Here is a 17,703-nt window from a genome sequence, read left to right on the forward strand (position 1 = left end):
TTGTACTAACTTTTTGCCCCAAAATCAATGCTCAATTAACCCTTATGCGATCGGGCTTACGAAATATTGTGCAAAAAAATGCCCAACTCAACGACCAATATATCGATCGTTTTTGATGTACTTTCCCATGAAAGAGCATCGATAGCCAAAAGACCTCATTTTTCGATCTAGTCTGGAAGCGTGTTTCAGCGTTCCTTGAAATAGTTCATTTGTTCGCGTTGAAAGGGTTGGTAGGGCTAAAGCCCACCATTCGCCGTTGTAGGGCATAGCCCCACTACAAAGTTCGGTAATTTTAAAGCCCAAAGGGAGTAGTTTCCGGTCACTGGTCACTGGTCACTGGTCACTGGTCACTGATAAAAACATACATTCCCAAACAAGACGCGGTTGAGCATAGCTCAGTAAGAATTTGCGAGCTTGTTCTAACTGTTGAATAATGCTTGGTTGACGCCATTGCTCCCAATAAGACTGCTGTAGATAATCGACTAACCATAACTGGGCTTCAGTATCTAAATTTTTATCAATTTGTCTGGCTAATTCCAAAGCTTCACGATAAGAAGAAGGGAATTTTGTAACGGCTTGCAAAATCTCCTTGGGAATAGCTTGTAATTGTTGATAAGATGCGACCGCATCTCCAGGACTACCTACTGCAACTCTCAGCACCGCCGGATATTGTAGTATATCCGTATGCCCCGTGCGTGTTAAAACCTCAGCCATAGCAGTCGCATTAAGTCGGTGAAAAGCAATACGCTGACAGCGAGATACAATTGTAGACAAAACAGATTCTTGTGTTGGTGCAATTAAAATCAGCGTTGCTCGTCCCGGTTCTTCAAGAGTTTTTAGTAAGGCGTTTGCTGCTGCTTCAGCCATCGTTTCTGCTTGCTCTAACACCACTATCTTTCTAGAGACTTCTAGCGGGGGACGACTGAGAAATTCAATAATTTGCCGTATCTGTTCGAGACGAATGACAGGCGGGGCTTTACGCTTTAGCCCCTTTTCTTCGGCTTCTTTGGATGTCAGGCGTTGACCCTGATGCTGATAAGTTGGTTCTACCCAAAGTAAATCGGGATGGTTCCCCTGGCTTATACGGTTTTGCGATGAGTCAAAAAGCATTTCGACAAAACACCGTGCCGCTAAACTCTTTCCAACTCCATCAGGACCCACAAACAGATATGCTGGAGCAATTCGTTGTTTAAGTGCAGCCTGTGTTAACAATTCGACTGCCTGTGGTTGTCCTATAAGCGGAGAAAAAGAGTTCATGATTTGTAATAATGAGTAACTGCGTAATATAGCTAAGCGAAACGAGCCATAAAAGAGTTTTTTTAATTATGATTCAACCAGCAGAAACCGTCAGAATTTTTCAAAAACAAGCAGAATTTCACCCCGACTTCTTTGAGAAATCGGGGATCTAGACCAACTTGACCTGTCAGAATTTCTATGGTTGACTACTGATAGTTTACAGGTGGTTGGATGTAAGCGTTATCAGCACCATTGTAAGATGGCTGACTAACTGTGTAGCGATGTTCGGGAACTGGATAACCAGCCTCTCCAAAAGCTTCACGGATAACTTTGTTAGTGTCAAAATAGACTTGCCAGTAATGCTCGTTATTGCAATAGGGTCGCACTGCTAGCAAAGGACCAGCTAAATTGAACTCTAAAATTTCTACATCTGGTGCTGGCTTGGTCAGAACATTGGGAATTTGACTTATTCTCCCCTTCAATAATTGGATGGCTTCGTTGTGGCTGACATTGTGATGGAGTTGAGCAACTAAATCAACGCGACGGTAGGGATTGGCTGAAAAGTTTTGTATGTTATCGGAGAAGATTTTATTATTGGCGATAATTGTTTGTACATTGTCGGGTGTATTGATTGAGGTTGTGAACAACCCAATCTCTGTCACAGTACCTGTAACACCTCCAGCACAGATAAAATCGCCAACTTTAAAGGGTCTAAAGATAATTAAGAATGCACCAGCTGCAAAGTTAGCTAATAATCCACCCCAAGCTGCACCAATCGCAATACCTGCGGCTGCTAACAATGCGGCAAAAGAAGTTGTCTCAATTCCAAAGAAACCTAGAAGTGCAACGACTAGAACAATTCTTAGCGTTACAGAAATGATATTGACAAGATAGGTAACAACTGTTGGATCGACGTGCTGGGTTCTAAAACCGCGCTTTAACAGCTTTAGAGCAAAATCGATTAACTTCTGACCAACGATCCACAATGCGATCGCACCCAATAGCTTGAGTCCGAACTCAGTTAATAGTTGGAGTGCAACTCGACTAATCTGATTCAGATCCATATAGTTATTTTTGGTCTTAGAGATAAGGAATACAACGACGTAACGAAGATCTTACATAAATCATATATAACAGTCCTATTTGAGTTGTAAAAATTATTAATTTCCCACTCGCTAAGATTTCTAAGATAAAGAATAGTTTTAGATTTTTGGACGGAGTTTATAAAGAAATTTTGTATTTTTATTTTTATGTATAACCAATAACTTGTTAATAAAAACTTTTTGTGTGTGGGACTGGTGACTAGCGACTAGGGATTTCCAAGAAATAAATTATCCATCTTGTGGGATGGGCGTCCTCGCCCGTCCTATACTGGTGGCGGGCGGGACGCCCCGCAGTCGCCTCAACTCTTGGAACCCCCCGAAGTTTGCGGCTTGGGGGTTTCCCCCAAGCCGCAAACTTCTCTCCGCACAGCGCTGCTCTCCGCACCACAAGAAGTTCTGGGATATTTTTTATTTGGAAGTCCCTTAGGGACTGGAGAATGGTTTTTCCAATCCCCAAGCCCCAATCGCCAATCCCTAATCCCCAAGCCCCAATCCTGTTAGTAACTGTTGAATATCAGCAGTTACTTTATCGATCTCTCGATCGCCATCGAGCGCCACAATTCTTTCTGGGAATTTTTCAGCTAATGACAAGAACCCCTGACGAACTCGATGGTGAAACTTTAAATCGGCTTGTTCCATACGGTCTAATTTTCGTTTAGCAAGAATTCGATTAAAAGAAATTTCTGGGTCTATATCCAGTAAAATTGTTAAATCGCTTTGGAGTCCATCAGTTGCTAAAAAATTGAGTTGCTCGATCGTGTCCAGACTAATTCCACGTCCCCAACCTTGATAGGCAATGGTAGAGTCAGTGTAGCGATCGCACAAAACGACTTTTCCCTCTGCTAAGGCTGGTTTAATAATTCCCTCGACATGTTGAGAGCGATCGGCTGCATATAAAAATAACTCTGTCCTATCTGCAATCGAAGTAGTTCCTGATTCTAATAATAATTGACGTAGATACAAACCTAACTCCGTACCTCCTGGTTCGCGAGTCACAATTGCAGAAATGTTGAGACTGTGCAGCCATTCTTGAATCCGCTGTATTTGGCTAGTTTTACCGCAACCCTCCACGCCTTCAAAAACAATAAATTTACCCTTCATATTTTTGAATTTCTATTCTCCATCTTGAATAATTTCCTTATAAAAATAGTCATTAACTACTCATCTATACTTAATTCTGAGATTTTTAATTGAAAATTTTCATCAAAATCATCAAGAGAAGGGTAGACAATAGGAGGAACTTTATCTATTGTCAACAAGCGATTTTGGTACTGTTCCAAATAAATTTGGCGGCGTTCGTCACTCAGATGATTGACTCCCCAAACAACAAAAGGTGGTAATACATCAAAACCTACAAAGTGAAGAATTCCATGATTAATTGGATAAAGAATAGTATGAATATCGCCATTAATTCCAATCTCCGTGTACATCGTTAAGGGACCGCCTGTTGTCAGAGACAGCATGGCTTTTTTCCCCTTAAATGCGCCGTTATCGTACCACTTACCATTGCCATAAATTTTTCCTAATGCAAAAACTTTATCAACCCAACCTTTTAAAATAGCGGGAAGTCCAAACCACCACAAAGGAAACTGAAAGATAAGCACGTCGCACCAATCGAGTTTTTCCATTTCTGCTTTAATGTCCTCCGCAAAGCCATCCACTTCCGTTGCGTGTAATTCTTCTGCTTGCTGTTTGTAATAGTCAGAGTTTTTTTCAGAAGTAAAATTGCGGCGATCTGAGACTGGATTAAACTGCATTGCATATAGATCGGAAATAATCGCCTTATGTCCTGCTGCTTCTAAGGCTTTTTTCGCGTGACTAGTCAATGCACCATTAAAACTTTTGGGTTCGGGGTGAGCATACACGATAAAAAAATTCATGTCAACTTCCAGTTGAGACTAAGATACCTTTGCAAGAAAATTGCAGATGGCTTGAGCTACAGTTTCTGGCGACTCGATTATAAAACCATGACCTCCAGAATCAAGAACAACTAGTTCGGCGTTGGGAATGCCTTGCACTAGTTCCTCGGAAAACTTTACCGGAGTTAGAACATCTTGTCTACTGACTAGAACTAATGTGGGACAATGAATATGACTGAGGCGATCGCCCGTGTTGCTGCTAGTAATCGCTCGGCTGTGATAATACAATTCTTGGGGTACGGGTGGAAAAGGGTAATTGACTGCCATATTAATAATCGTTTCTATTGCTCCTGGGGTAGAATAATAGGCATTTGTAAATATTCAAGGCAAAATGACTTTTTCATAAAGCTCCAAATCCAAAATTCGAGCAAGGTCTCCCCATGTTTCAATAATGGCATTAAAATGGTCGTCACCCTTTGCTAAAGATGAGAGGAGTAACAAGCTAAGCATTTTTTCTGGTCGAGCCAAAGCTAACTCTTGGGCAATTTGACCACCCATAGATGAGAACAATTATTACCAGAACAAGAATATACTGTACTACAAGAGCGTGGATGCCAAATTCATAAATCTTCTGGGAACTTGTATGGAAGTATATTTGTGTCTAGCGTTTTGACAATCTTCTGCGGATTTCCGATAACCACCACATTTTCTGGAACTGACTGCCTAACAATTGTCCCCAATCCAATCACCGAATTGTCACCGATAAAGACACCTTTGAGAATAACACTTCGACTACCAAGCCAAACATTTTCACCTACACATATAGGTTTAGTTTTTACTTTTGTATTGGGATCCCAACGGTTAATTTCAACACTATGGTAGTCAGTATCAACAATTAAGCTATCGCTTACAAAACATTGCTTTTTTAACTCTACACAATTTTTAGCAATTACTTTTGCCCCATTAAAAGAACAGCGATCGCGAATAGTTATCTTAGCTTCTGCCGCTTGAACCTCAATACTATTTGGGATCGGACTGTGAATCACAAAATAACAGTTATTACCTATTTCTATTTGTCCATTTCCTTCTACCGATAGAGTTGTTCCATAGAAGGTGCAGTTATTTCCAATGGATATTTTAGCACTAAAATCTTGAGTTACAATTTTATTTGGTAAGTTTTTATCGCTACCAATAAACACACAGTTCTCTCCTATTTCTACTTGACCTTTTCCTGTGATAGAAAATTTACCACGGATCTTAACACCACTGCTAAATTTAACATTAGGATATTGAAGGCGGTATCTTATCAAATTAAGAGCATAAAAAGCTTTTCTGAGATCGGTATAAATTAACTGAGCTATAGCTTCTCTTTTTGAGATGGCCAGAGAAAGTGTTTGTGTCATGGATTTTCCTCGTGCTTTCTCAAATAACTCTTTAATTCCGTGCATAGCTCTATCAAAAATGTTACAGATTCATCAGTAATAATATCACTCCTGCTCGATTTTATCAGAAACAACATCACAAGCGTTATATATGAGCCATGAGCCATTAGCACTAAACCGTCTTTGCCGATTGGTTAAACAACAAATCTCTTGATTTCTCAACATCAAGTGCCTGATTTTTAAAGGCTTCTGCTTTTTCATAAGCACGAATTGTTGCCGGACGTTCTTTAATAGCTTCAAACCAGCGTTTGAGGTTGGGAAAATCATCTAGATTTTGGCTTTGACTTTCGTAAGGGACAATCCAGGGATAGCAGGCAATATCTGCAATAGAATATTCATCGGCAATAAATTCTCTATCTGTGAGTTGCTTGTTCAGTACAGCATACAAGCGTCCTGTTTCGTTGACGTAGCGCTTAATTGCGTACTCAATCTTCTCTGGAGCATATTTACTGAAGTGGTGGTTTTGTCCTGCCATCGGACCTAAAGCTCCCATCTGCCAAAACAACCACTGGAGGACTTCAACTCTACCGCGTAGATCGGCTGGGATCAACTTTCCAATTTTGTCTGCTAAATACAGCAAAATCGCGCCAGATTCAAAGACGGAAATTGGCCCATCTCCAGTTGCTGGTTCCTTATCGATAATTGCAGGAATGCGATTGTTAGGAGAAATCTTGAGAAAGTCTGGTTTGAATTGATCCCCAGATCCTATATTGATAGGAACGATGGTATAGGGCAATTCAGTTTCTTCAAGAAACATTATAATTTTATGCCCGTTGGGGGTTGTCCAGTAGTAAAGCTCAATCATAATTCAAACATCCTTGATTTGTGGTGATTTTGCAATTGCCGCAAAAACTCTATGTTGAACCTTTTATCCTGAATACCTTTTCATCCTTTATCCCTTATCCCCTATACTTTACTAACCATTGTATGAGTTACCCACTCTATCGACAAAAACGTTGTAGGATAAAGGCAAGCGTCCGGGATCGCGACGGGGTTCTGCTGCATATCCAACACGTATGAGCACTGCGATCGCAATATCGGGATTGCCTGTCGCACCAATAACTTCTTTAACTTTCTCTTCAATCCAACCATTCATAAAGCAGGTAGATCCAGAGGTTTGGTTTTCCGGTCGAGTTCTTGAACCATTGGATTTATCCGTGATTTTTCTCAAATTATAACAGCATCTACGTACCGAGTTAGCGCACTACCTAAACCTCCGGTGGAAAGGCAAACCCTAAAGACTCAAAACCAATGGATGTCAGGAACGAAGTAATCCTCAAGTAAGTTCCCGTTACGGTCGATCCGAATTTAATCCAAACTAGCTTGAGGCGCAGCAAACACGTCACGATTATGGGCTTTCTAATGACTAACAACATCGTACAAATGACTCAAGCCACATTCACCTTAGTAAACTTAGCGATTTTGTATTGAATATCATCTAATAAAATCACATCATCAGCTATTTCTGAAAGCTGCTGGCTTAACATCCCCTTCTTTGCAACAACTGTTACTGCTGCACCACGTCGTTGAATTTCAGAGATGGCAGGAATAAAATCACCATCACCACTCACAAGAATTACCTTATCTTGCTGTTTTACTTCCCTCAGCATATCTACAACGATTTTTACATCATCACCAACAGTTTTAACACTACGACTCTCAGGTCGGGGTAAAATAGGAAGCCCGATCGCTTCATAACGCAAATGTTCTAAATAACTCATAAACCGCTTTTGTCCTTCAGTCATTGGCGAGAAAACACCCGTGTAATATTTAAAAGTGGTAGCTGTTGTATTTTGAGAAAGCTCTACTCGCAAAGCATCATAATCCACTTCAATCTGTAAGCTATCGAGAGCAAAGCTTAAATTATTGCCATCAATATAAACACGGGTTACTGATGTTTGAGAATCGGGAAGAGATTTAACTGATAATGGTTGAAATGGCTTTTGAGAATTTTTTGGCTGATTTTCAGATTGATGAACAGTTTTGTTCTCTAACTTCTCTCGCAGTTGAGCGAGATTACCGACAATAACTTTTTGTTGATGCTGCAATTTATCGATTTTAGAAATATAAAGGCGCTGACAGGTATTTTGAGTTTTAACTTTTTTTTCAAGTTTATCTAATTCACTCTGTGCATCAGCTAGTTTAACTTGCAAGCTGGTATTTTCTTTGGTTAATAGGGTTAATTGCTTCTGATTATTTACATCTGACTGCGATTGGTTGACTATTATTTTTATAGAGATAACTCCCAATGCAGCTATTTCACCCAGTCCGCGCAATAGAGGTTGTTTGCTAATGCTACCAGTTAATATGCACGCTATTGATGCAGCCATTGCGATGGGAAATACTTGAGTCGGTTTCATTTTCACTACTCACTCATTATTGACTGTGATGTATTTAGTTTAGTGAGTCAGTGGAAAATGATATTTCCATTTGCGATCGCACAGCACTTTAAGTAATCATTATAAATTGCCTACACCAAGATGGATAAAACGAGCGTGTGTTTTTTCCCTAACCCCTAACTCGGAAAGTGCATATTCCACCTATGAGTTTTAATGAGAAATAAGAAAACACAAACCTCACAAACGCGGTGAAAGTGTATGGCAAATCTTCATCGAGTCATGATTATTGCAGACGGCGATAATGCTTTTATGGCAGCACAAAATTTTAATCGCAAAATCAACTGGCATAAAGTACGTGACTATTTAGCAGATCCAAAAGAAGGTAGAGAACTCATTGAAATGGTAATTTATCTTGGTTTACCTCCTACAAGAGAAAGATTTGAAGAACAGCGAAAAAGCAAAGAAAAATTTGTATATTGGGCAAAGAGTAATGGTTTTTTAGTTGTAACGAAAGAAGGAAAAGCTAAAGGAGATGATTACGAGAATAATGTTGATGTCGTGATGGCAATTGATGCCATTGAGTTAGCTTTAGAAATTAAACCAGATATTGTTGTTTTAGTAACGGGTGATTCTGATTTTGCCTATTTAGCAGAAAAACTGAGAAGACGAGGAATACGAGTTGAGGTGGCGTCAGTCGAACAATCACTAGGAAGTGAATTAAAAAACTCAGCTAATAGCGTAGTGGATTTAACTGAGGTATTTGATAAATTTGACCAACATGATACTAACCAAAATTATCACCGTATTGGTAGTTCTAATGTCTTTGATTCATAAATGCAGAATGCTGGAATAAACAAAAAAAAGAAAGGAGTTATTCATGGGTACAGTGAATGGTAAATTAATTAATCAAGAACGCGCTCGGTTAGATGAGCTAACACAAATTAATGAGAAAATAATTCAACGTTGCGAATCTTTAGAATCTCAGGTATCTACTCTTGCCAAACAAGATTACACGCAATATTTGCAAAAATTAAGTTATGAGATTAATAATACCAAAGCCTCTTTACAAAAGCTAGATAAAAGAATTGGCTTTGTAGAGGAGGTGACATCAAACCAAAGCAAACAGTTATTATTTTTCAAGATTAGTAGTGTTATTGGTTTGATAGGTTTATTGTTTATGGTAGTCATGAATCATGTGTCTGAAGCTGATAGCGATCGGTCTCAAAAACAAGTACATTCTGGAGAATTAAATCAACAAAAATTTAAGTAATTTGTTCGTAGGTTGGGTTGAGGAACGAAACCCAACATTTACAGGCATTTGTTGAGTTTCTCCACGGGAATCCCAACCTACAAAAATTCTTATCCGAGTATAATTGCATCGCGAATACGAATCAATCGCCAAAAAATTACCCGAACGTGGGTTAAAAATTAGACAAAAGTGAGGAATAATATGAGAGCAATTGTTAACGGCAAACTAGTCGATTTACCCCAAGGTACAACTGTTGAAGAATTAAGAAAAAAATTGCCAGAAATTGGTCATGATGATGTGATGGAGGAAGGCTTTGGCGGGACTCGTCCTCTCAAAAATAATGAAGCACTCAAGGAAGGTTCTAAGGTTTGGAGTGTACCCAAAATTGTGAAAGGATAATGCAATTTTGGACTTGAGATTTTAAATGGTGGATTTTGAGATATTTTGCAGGTGAAGTATGGCTGTCACAATTAGTCAAGAAAAATCGGGATTTAAGCCTAGTTCGCGAATTCTAGAAGAACTCACACTGTTAGAAAAAGTTGCCAAAAATGTCATTGTTGGTAGCAAGACAGTCGGCGATATCAGATATACCGCTGTTCTCATTAAGGGAATGCCTTTATCTTCCAAAAAATTTACTGTTTCTAACACAGATATTTTGTTTTTGTTACCTCCAGATTACCCGCGCCTTCCGCCCATTGGCTGCTATCTAAATTATCCCTGGAATACGGTAGGAGAGGGAGACCATCACTTTACCCGTCAAAGTTACTATGGTGCGCCATTTTTGAGTGAAGAGGGATGGTATTGGTATTGCGTCGGTTTGGGAGGAGGATTTAACCATGATGTCTGGTTGAATTCTTGGAGACCCAGTCAGAATCCTGAGAAGGGTCACAATCTTGCGACTTTGTTTGTGACAGCACGCCACGCAGTTAATGGTGATGATTGATCGTCATTGGTCAATGGTCATTTGTCATTTGTCATGTTGCGCCCCTACCAACAACTGTACGGGCGCAATGCCTTGCGCCCCTACTAACCACTAACCACTAACCATGAACAAACCTACTACAATTTCTTTTCACGTACCACCAAAAATGTGGTCTGAATTTCAGGAATCCATGCTCAAATCTAGAATCTTTAATGAAGAAGTTATTGGTTTTTTCTTTTGTCAGCGCCATCAAGTTTCAAAACGTAAAATCCGGTATATCCCTAAAACTTGGGTTGTGCCTTCTTCTGATTGTTACGAACATCAATCTGCAAATGGATTGGTGTTAAAACAGCCTTTTCATTCCTATTTACTGGAAAATTATCTTCAGTCAGGATTAGATGTCGTTCACATTCATACTCACGCGGGTCGAGGAATACCAGACTTTTCCTATATTGACGATCGCTATGAGTCGGAATACGCTCAATTTCTCTCATCTGAGTTTCCCCAAAAACCTCGTTTAATTTCAGGGGTATTTGATGAAGCTTTTCAAGCTTGTCAATTTCGGATGTGGGATAGGAAAGGACGAACGTTTGAGAAGGTACAATTTTGTAATTCACTGTTTGAAGTTGTAACTAATGAAAATGAGATGAACAATGCTGATTTGATGTTTGCTCGGCAAAAAATATTTGGAGAAGCCAATCAAAGGCTGCTCAACGAACTAAAAGTGGCATTGATTGGTTGTGGAGGTATTGGTTCAATTTTTGCAGAATTATTGGGGCGTTTGGGTGTGAAAAATTGGGTATTAATTGACCCCGATAAATTGGAGACTCTTAATCTCAATCGCATGCCTGGTGCTACACAAGAAATGGTAGAACAAAGATGGTATAAAGTACATTACGTCAAGCATCTTATCAAAAAAATTTACAGTGAAGGCTCTTGTGTCAAAACAATACCAACTTCAATTGACAGTGAATTAGCTAAGCAAGAAATAGCAACTTGCGATTTAATTGTGGTAGCAACAGACAACCACCTTTCTCGAAAAATCGCTCAAGAATTAGCGTTGGAATATATGCGTCCTCTGGTGTGTTTGGGAACTCACATAGATGTGAAACAAGATAGTACACCGCGAATATATTGTAGAGTGACCGTTCCTCCTGTAGGGGGTAGTTGGTGTTTAATGTGCGGTAATATCATCAGCTTGCAAAGGGCTGCTTTAGAGTCTGCACCTTCTGAAATTCATCAAATGGCTGCAGGTGCGGGTTACATAGAAGGTGTGAATGACCCAGCAGTTTTTTGGTTGAATAGTATCTGTGCAAGTACGGGTGTGGGTGTGATTCACGGGATGGTGAGCGGTTTTTTGAATGTAGATTCCGGGATTGACTGGGTTTATGAGTTTCCTAGTAGTGATTGGCGCAAGACGAATACTGAGTATTTGAGATCTGATGATTGTTTCTTTTGTTCTTGAGTGGGAATTCGGCTCGAATTACTTCTGCAATTTGAGCAAAATATAAATCGTTTTTGAAAAAGCCTGCAAACTTAATCCAAGGATTTTCTTCACCTGCGGCTTTCGTCACTGATGAGGTTTATTAAGTGCGATCGCTCGAGCTTGTAGTGCGATCGCCTCCAAAGTAATCAGGATTTCCCAAAAGCGGCATAATGAAATTACCTTGATTACCTTAATTGCTATGACCTCGTTATCACAGCCGCGCCGCACACGCATAGTACCCCCATCCCCAGCCGATCCAGAGGTAGTCCAACGCGAGCGGGATACACAACGCGCCTTGCGCGAGCGATGCCGCCCCGTGTTCGAGCGTCTTCGCCCCACCCTTAGAGAAACCCATCCGAACTGGTTTATTGCCATCCACCCTGATACTGAGGACTATATCCTCGACCCGACCCTGCGTGGTCTCACGGAGCAAATCAGCCAAGCACAGAGCGGAAACACAATTAGGATGATTTTCCGCCTCAATGACACGGGAACCTGTGGCAGACTATGGGTGTAGGGACATTTGGTGAGGACGGAGAGTTGTTCTTCGAGCTTCAGCTTGTCCCCGCGAACGGCGCACCGTTTTTGATCCCAGCGCTGCTTGATACCGGATTTACAAATGGTTGGCTCGTCATTGATACGCAGGACTTGGAAGCGCTAGCATGGACCGAAATTCTGGGGCAGGTCGAAATGCGGACAGCACGTGGGGAAGGGGACTTCTACATCTACAAAGGTAGAGTCATTATTAATGGCATCGAGGTGGTTATCCCCGTGCATGTTGGACGTGGTGTCCCTGAAACCGCGATCGGATCGGCATGGCTCGAGATTATGAAGTTGGTGGTCAACAAACCAGAAGGTGTATTAACCTTGGAATTTATCGAACTCAGGTGAAAACAGGTTAGCTATCAGTTCCCTACCCTCCGCCATCAATAACTGTACCGCCTTCACCGCAAATGGTAAGTACCTGATTTCTGGTTCCCATGATGTCACCCACTATCATGGAAAATGCGTATTCCATCTCCATGCGATAGTAAAACTGTTGCAAAAGAACACGGATATGTACAGCTATCAAATTCAATTAGAAGGCGAGGTATTGCGAGTCGGGTTTAATCGCACTTTACCAGCCCAAGGCGATCGCATAGTTAAAGATACCCTAGAATTATTGAACCAGATGATTGATAGGGGAGAAATTACTGGAGGACACCGTCTTCTCATTGACGGGGCGCAATCTGTTGCTGTAGGTTATACGATCGCCCATAAACTCGCTCATTTATACGAAGTCATCGCCGTTCTCGATCCAAAATTGGGTAGTAAAATCAGTACAAACACTGGCTCACTGAGATACAAAAACTATATAGTTACTATTTCTCATGGAACATCCCATAAAGTGGGGGATGTGATTGAAACACAAGAAAAGCAACAAGAGCGCAATATTCTCAAAGTTGTGTTGTGCGGTCCTCCACATTCCGGAAAATCCTGTTTGCGAGAAGGTTTAAAACAGGCAATTTTAGGGACTCTGTACGCACCTTATCCCAGTATTTATCCCTATGTCATTACTGCTTGTCCCGATGGGGAAGGATCGTGGTATCAAAAAACTTACGAGCAAAATCAGGAATTAGCCAAGGATAATAAGCCTTGTCTGAGATCTGAACTTACCCCAGAATTTGCAGAACAAGCTTCAAAATGGGTCACGAGTGCTAACCAGTTAATTAATATTGTTGATATTGGTGGTAAAATCACCCCAGAAAACGAGAAAATTATTGCACCAGCAACCCATGCAGTTATCCTTGCAGCTGATACAAATGACTTTGCAGACTGGGAAAAATGTTGTCAAAAATTAAATCTCAAAATTGTTGCCAAGATTCACAGCATTTTACACGCTACTCAGGATGAAGTGTTTCTCCCCGAAGAATGGAAGCTCAACACCAACAAATTACTAGAAACAGCACCTTTACTCATAGGTAGCGTACATCACTTAGAACGGGGAGAAGATTTATCAACTCGTCCAATGATAAAAGCACTAGCTGAAGTTCTGATTCATTTGACGAGATGTTAAGTAAGTCGGCACAATTAAAGTTAAGTCATCAGGGTTGTCATTTATCATTTGTCATTGGTCATTGGCAAGAGTTTCCAAAATATTTACGTTCTGTAATATACTTTGGTTGATTTCCACTTACCTACTTATGGAGTGGTTGGAGAAAATTTGTAGTTTCAGTAAAGTCAGTATGACAGATTTTACGATGCTGAAAAAAAAATTATGATGAAAAGGGAGCTATTTTTCATTGAATATGACTAAAAAAATTTACACAGTCATTACTTTTGCTCCCGTTTTAAGTGGTTACATACTGAATCAAGAAGTAAATCTTGGCAAGAGTGGTATGATAACTAGTTCCCTAAAGTGGGACTTTCTTTAAAGCGTTGGGCGTATGGGTTAGCACTACCTTTATAAAAAGAAGAGTATAGGGCAGAAGTGAAGAGGCTTGTTAGTTCTATAGTAGGGATTTCCAAATTAAAAAAATCCTAATCTACTTCTTGTGGTAAGGGCTTCTAGCACGTCTTATTAAAATAGGCGGGTAAGGGCTTTCACCCCACAAATGGATAATTAATTTCTTGGAAATCTCTTAATTTTTCAATCTAAAATCCAAAATCGTAAAATGTATCAAAAAGCTTACGGAATTATTGAAACTTTAGCACCCCTGCATATTGGCGCTAGTGCAGGAGAAGAAACAGGTAACTTAAACCTGATTTTTCGCGACCAGTTTACCCAGACAGGGATTATTCCCGGTAGTTCTATTCGCGGTCGATTTCGTGCAGATATGCGTCAAGAAGAAAAAGCTGATGATAAATCTAAACAAAAGCATGAGAAAGAAACTCAAGAAACACCTAGTAATGAATCAGGAGAAAAAAATGAGAAACTACCTAAAGAAAAAGTTAGTTTAGTTGAATACTGGTATGGAAAAGATGCAAAACCAGGGCTACCAGATAGCACGAGTGAAGGTCTCGTAAAAATAGAATATGCCTCTATTCTTTGGCTTCCTATTTATTGTCCAAGTCAGCCGGTTGTTCTGGTAACTTGCCCTGCTTTACTCAAACGATATCAAAAGATAGCTGGAAAACCTATACAGACAATTGAACCTTACAGTTATTATGTACCTGATAGCATTAAAAAACCTGTGCGTTCTGCCTTATTTTTTAACTTAGGTTGTTTACCTCTAAAAAAAGCAGAAGCGAAACTGGAAGAGTACATAACTAAAGAAATTGAATCTATTCAAGAGTATCTGGTATTGGTAGTCAAAGATACTGAAATGGCGACCATTCATGATATGGGGCTTTATCGTCAAAGTCGGGTAGCTCTCAAGGAAGAACAAAAAACTGTTGCAGGAACATCATTTTTTAATGTCGAGGCACTTCCGGAAGGAACTATTTTAGTTTTTCCCATAGCTTTGCGAACTAGCAATGCAGATGATAATCCTTGGAATAAATTTATACAAGATTCAAAAATTAATCTTTGTAAAGAACTTTATTTTGGTGGCTTAGAATCTGTAGGATTTGGTCGTACTAATGTCATTTTGAAAAAACCATAAATCAATTAATAGAAGGAGCATAAAGCATGGCTCAAACTGAATCAAATCAAGTTCAAGAATTGAAGGAATGGCAACCTTATAATCTAGACCACTATGCTCAAAAGCTAGTGAGTGATTTTCGAGACAAAAAAAATGTCTTAAATGAATCCCACAAAATGCGAATGGCAGTTGCATACGGTTTAGAGCGATTTTGGGGAGAACATTTACGATTTGAAAGAGACAGTAAACAAGAAAGCAAGGAGAAGGGAGAGTACTGGAAAAAAGTTTGGGACACTCTGGCTAACGATATTCTCAAACCAACAGGAATTCAGCTACCAAACGAAAAAGTGAGGTTTGACGAAACAGATAAAATTCAAAAAATGACAGAACGTATTTGGGAAATGACACTAGAAGATAGAACTATAGTTTTAATGGTACTAACCAAGTTTTGTGATTCTTTAGTTTGGTGGACGCAGCGGTACAAAAAGAAAGATGAGAACTGATTTATAAAGTAACGCACCATAAGTAACTCAACAACAATAAACTTAACATACAGTAGAAACTGGGTTTCTCAAGCAACAGGTTTTATGTCTAATTTAGTTGACTTACTTATGAAAATGGTGCATTACGGCGCTTTACTTAGAGACTAGATTTACAACTCAGTTAAAACTTGCGCCTAACGCACCCTACAAAAATTCTAGTTTTACTTTATAAATGATTTTGAGTAATCAAGAAGTTGGTAATTATGAGTTTTGCTAAAGCATTTCAAAGAGCATTGAACAAGCAGGGACAAAATATGGAAGTACCGGAGATAATCAAAACCGAGCCAGAACTCGTTCCTCATATGTATCGCGCTCAAATACAACCTCGGTGCAGTTTGCAGTTTGCAGGCGATCGCACTCATCGAGATATATGGATTGAGCAGTGGGTTTATCCCAAGAAAGATGAAGATGACGGAAAACCAACTTACCAATATACAGAACCTGAAGATGTTATGGAGGAAGGTTACTTCTGTCGCTTTAAAGTGGAGTTTCCCTATCGACTGTTCAGCAATTGCGGACAGGATAGTATTTTTCGTCCCATGTTAGGTAAAAATGGGATTCCCTTTATTCCGGGTAGTGGTATTAAAGGTTTATTTAGACGTGCTTCTGACTCAAAACAGGCTATTAAATACTGTGGAGACAACAAGCAGCTAACTCCCGGTATTCTGCGCTTTCACGGAGCCTACCCTGTAGGAGATTGGGCTAGTACGGTGACTAGGGGAGAGAAAACCCACTACCGCTTAGTAGACGTGGTGCATCCCCAAGAAAAGAGACAAGTCGGAATAGACGAAAAATCTACTAGCGCTTTCGCTTTGATTAGTTTCTACCAACCAAAGTTAGTTTTTGAAATTAGCAGCACTGAATTATTATCTCAAGAAGAATGGAAAAACATATCAGGGAAGCTAAGAAGTGCCTTGAGGCAAGGATTAGGAGGAAAAACTAGCACTGGTTATGGTCTACCTTTTTTTACTAAAAACCAATATGATATCGATTTAGCTTTGCATGGGGTGGGGATAACTCCAGTTTTGCTAACAGGAGAACCAGAGTTTCGTCCTAATGTATTTAAAGCAACTTTAAGGAGTCATGCTAAACGTCTATTGGGAGGATGTTGCCAAAATCAACAAGATGACAAGCGAGTTGAGAGAAAAATTGGGGAACTATTTGGTAACACTCAAGCCCCCGGTAAAGTAGAGATTTATTGGGAGTTGCGAAACCCTTTACCAAAGACAGATTGGCAACCTACTTATAATATACGAGGCAATTTGCATATTAGCGCCTCTAATGCTGATGTGAAATTTCTCAAATATTTGATTAAGTTTGCTTACACAATGGGTGGTTTTGGTAAATCTTGGCGCAGAGTATGGCATAAAGATTTTTATCACAATAATCCCCATTACGATAAGTTAATTGGCTGTCATTGGAAATGCGAAGATTCCGACTGGAAAAATGACATCTCTGAGTGGGTTAATGATATTAAAACACCAGAAAATTTAATAATTTTTCTCACGAATTTAGAGAACTTATGTAAGGAATATTTTAGGGTCGAAGAGCCTCAATATTTCAACTGGCGAGAAGCTTGGCATAAAGAACGTGTCGCAGTTTACAGCCAAATCGTTGATAAATCTCAGGTTATTGAACTATTTCATAAGGAGATTTATAAACAAACTCAGGCTATAGGTGGAAGAAAAACAGTAACAAAACGAAAAAATGGTAGAGAGGAAAGAACAGAAGTGTTAGTAGTCAGTTCTGTCTGGCATAGAATGCTACCAATTGGCGACGGCAAGCAATACCTAGAAATTGTTACAGTATTTCATGGCGATCGCACTCCTTGGCGGAACCAACTGCAACCCTTCATTAATAGTCTAAAAAATAAAGGGCTACAGTTATCTTGGGGACAAGAACCCCACAATTAAAGCTAAATTTAAATGTTGCTTCTCGTCTTGAGGACTTCTTCCCACTATG

Annotated in this window: 19 protein-coding genes and 2 pseudogenes; 10 read left to right on the forward strand and 11 right to left on the reverse strand. The window is 39.8% G+C overall.

Features of this window, described 5'->3' with window-relative positions; all coding sequences use genetic code 11:
• Window positions 1-87: 87 nt before the first annotated feature.
• The 10 genes and pseudogenes from ACKTT2_RS41185 to ACKTT2_RS41230 all read right to left on the reverse strand — a co-directional run bounded on the left by ACKTT2_RS41185 (window position 88) and on the right by ACKTT2_RS41230 (window position 8,000).
• Window positions 88-330, reverse strand: a complete 243-nt coding sequence (locus ACKTT2_RS41185) for a hypothetical protein (protein ID WP_407897419.1) — start codon at window positions 328-330, stop codon at window positions 88-90.
• Window positions 331-333: 3 nt separating this feature from the next.
• Entirely contained in the window at window positions 334-1,257 is a 924-nt protein-coding gene (locus tag ACKTT2_RS41190) for a DNA polymerase III subunit delta' (protein ID WP_407897421.1), read from the reverse strand.
• Between the two features lie 185 nt (window positions 1,258-1,442).
• Window positions 1,443-2,300, reverse strand: coding sequence for a mechanosensitive ion channel family protein (locus ACKTT2_RS41195; RefSeq protein ID WP_407897423.1), 858 nt, complete (start codon window positions 2,298-2,300; stop codon window positions 1,443-1,445).
• Between the two features lie 513 nt (window positions 2,301-2,813).
• Window positions 2,814-3,440, reverse strand: a complete 627-nt coding sequence (gene tmk / locus ACKTT2_RS41200) for a dTMP kinase (protein WP_407897425.1) — start codon at window positions 3,438-3,440, stop codon at window positions 2,814-2,816.
• 56 nt (window positions 3,441-3,496) lie between these two features.
• Window positions 3,497-4,219: an NAD(P)H-dependent oxidoreductase gene (locus ACKTT2_RS41205; RefSeq protein WP_407897427.1), complete on the reverse strand. Its 723-nt coding sequence runs from the start codon at window positions 4,217-4,219 to the stop codon at window positions 3,497-3,499.
• Between the two features lie 18 nt (window positions 4,220-4,237).
• Window positions 4,238-4,759: pseudogene (locus ACKTT2_RS41210) on the reverse strand (alpha/beta fold hydrolase); the annotation flags it as partial.
• Window positions 4,760-4,818: 59 nt separating this feature from the next.
• Window positions 4,819-5,646: a DapH/DapD/GlmU-related protein gene (locus ACKTT2_RS41215; protein WP_407897429.1), complete on the reverse strand. Its 828-nt coding sequence runs from the start codon at window positions 5,644-5,646 to the stop codon at window positions 4,819-4,821.
• 106 nt (window positions 5,647-5,752) lie between these two features.
• Window positions 5,753-6,445, reverse strand: a complete 693-nt coding sequence (locus ACKTT2_RS41220) for a glutathione binding-like protein (RefSeq protein WP_407897431.1) — start codon at window positions 6,443-6,445, stop codon at window positions 5,753-5,755.
• Between the two features lie 111 nt (window positions 6,446-6,556).
• A pseudogene (locus ACKTT2_RS41225) lies at window positions 6,557-6,748 on the reverse strand (nitroreductase family protein); the annotation flags it as partial.
• A 280-nt stretch (window positions 6,749-7,028) separates the two neighbouring features.
• Window positions 7,029-8,000: a LabA-like NYN domain-containing protein gene (locus ACKTT2_RS41230; RefSeq protein WP_407897433.1), complete on the reverse strand. Its 972-nt coding sequence runs from the start codon at window positions 7,998-8,000 to the stop codon at window positions 7,029-7,031.
• A gap of 237 nt (window positions 8,001-8,237) precedes the next feature.
• Between ACKTT2_RS41230 and ACKTT2_RS41235 the strand changes: the two genes are divergently transcribed.
• The 5 genes from ACKTT2_RS41235 (at window position 8,238) to ACKTT2_RS41255 (ending at window position 11,615) form a co-directional block, all read left to right on the forward strand.
• Window positions 8,238-8,813 (forward strand): LabA-like NYN domain-containing protein, encoded by a 576-nt coding sequence (locus ACKTT2_RS41235; protein ID WP_407897435.1) that lies wholly within the window; start codon window positions 8,238-8,240, stop codon window positions 8,811-8,813.
• 43 nt (window positions 8,814-8,856) lie between these two features.
• Window positions 8,857-9,249: a hypothetical protein gene (locus ACKTT2_RS41240; protein WP_407897437.1), complete on the forward strand. Its 393-nt coding sequence runs from the start codon at window positions 8,857-8,859 to the stop codon at window positions 9,247-9,249.
• Window positions 9,250-9,429: 180 nt separating this feature from the next.
• A complete protein-coding gene (locus ACKTT2_RS41245; RefSeq protein WP_407897439.1) occupies window positions 9,430-9,627 on the forward strand; it encodes a hypothetical protein in 198 nt (65 codons plus the stop codon).
• Window positions 9,628-9,685: 58 nt separating this feature from the next.
• Window positions 9,686-10,171 (forward strand): hypothetical protein, encoded by a 486-nt coding sequence (locus tag ACKTT2_RS41250; RefSeq protein ID WP_407897441.1) that lies wholly within the window; start codon window positions 9,686-9,688, stop codon window positions 10,169-10,171.
• A 103-nt stretch (window positions 10,172-10,274) separates the two neighbouring features.
• Window positions 10,275-11,615, forward strand: a complete 1,341-nt coding sequence (locus ACKTT2_RS41255) for a HesA/MoeB/ThiF family protein (RefSeq protein ID WP_407897443.1) — start codon at window positions 10,275-10,277, stop codon at window positions 11,613-11,615.
• A 105-nt stretch (window positions 11,616-11,720) separates the two neighbouring features.
• On the opposite strand, the gene ACKTT2_RS41260 is transcribed toward ACKTT2_RS41255, so the two are convergent.
• On the reverse strand, window positions 11,721-12,011 hold the full coding sequence (locus ACKTT2_RS41260; RefSeq protein ID WP_407897445.1) for a hypothetical protein: 291 nt from the start codon (window positions 12,009-12,011) through the stop codon (window positions 11,721-11,723).
• A 132-nt stretch (window positions 12,012-12,143) separates the two neighbouring features.
• Between ACKTT2_RS41260 and ACKTT2_RS41265 the strand changes: the two genes are divergently transcribed.
• The 5 genes from ACKTT2_RS41265 to ACKTT2_RS41285 all read left to right on the forward strand — a co-directional run bounded on the left by ACKTT2_RS41265 (window position 12,144) and on the right by ACKTT2_RS41285 (window position 17,654).
• On the forward strand, window positions 12,144-12,527 hold the full coding sequence (locus tag ACKTT2_RS41265; RefSeq protein ID WP_407897447.1) for an aspartyl protease: 384 nt from the start codon (window positions 12,144-12,146) through the stop codon (window positions 12,525-12,527).
• A gap of 166 nt (window positions 12,528-12,693) precedes the next feature.
• Window positions 12,694-13,692: a CRISPR-associated protein Csx3 gene (locus ACKTT2_RS41270; protein ID WP_407897449.1), complete on the forward strand. Its 999-nt coding sequence runs from the start codon at window positions 12,694-12,696 to the stop codon at window positions 13,690-13,692.
• 598 nt (window positions 13,693-14,290) lie between these two features.
• Window positions 14,291-15,220, forward strand: coding sequence for an RAMP superfamily CRISPR-associated protein (locus ACKTT2_RS41275; protein ID WP_407897451.1), 930 nt, complete (start codon window positions 14,291-14,293; stop codon window positions 15,218-15,220).
• A gap of 26 nt (window positions 15,221-15,246) precedes the next feature.
• A complete protein-coding gene (locus ACKTT2_RS41280; RefSeq protein WP_407897453.1) occupies window positions 15,247-15,702 on the forward strand; it encodes a hypothetical protein in 456 nt (151 codons plus the stop codon).
• 242 nt (window positions 15,703-15,944) lie between these two features.
• Complete coding sequence (locus ACKTT2_RS41285; protein ID WP_407897455.1) at window positions 15,945-17,654, forward strand: RAMP superfamily CRISPR-associated protein; 1,710 nt, start codon at window positions 15,945-15,947, stop codon at window positions 17,652-17,654.
• Window positions 17,655-17,703: the final 49 nt, after the last annotated feature.

The sequence above is a fragment of the Scytonema hankhaensis NUACC26 genome (assembly GCF_045865695.1).
Taxonomy (GTDB): domain Bacteria; phylum Cyanobacteriota; class Cyanobacteriia; order Cyanobacteriales; family Nostocaceae; genus Scytonema.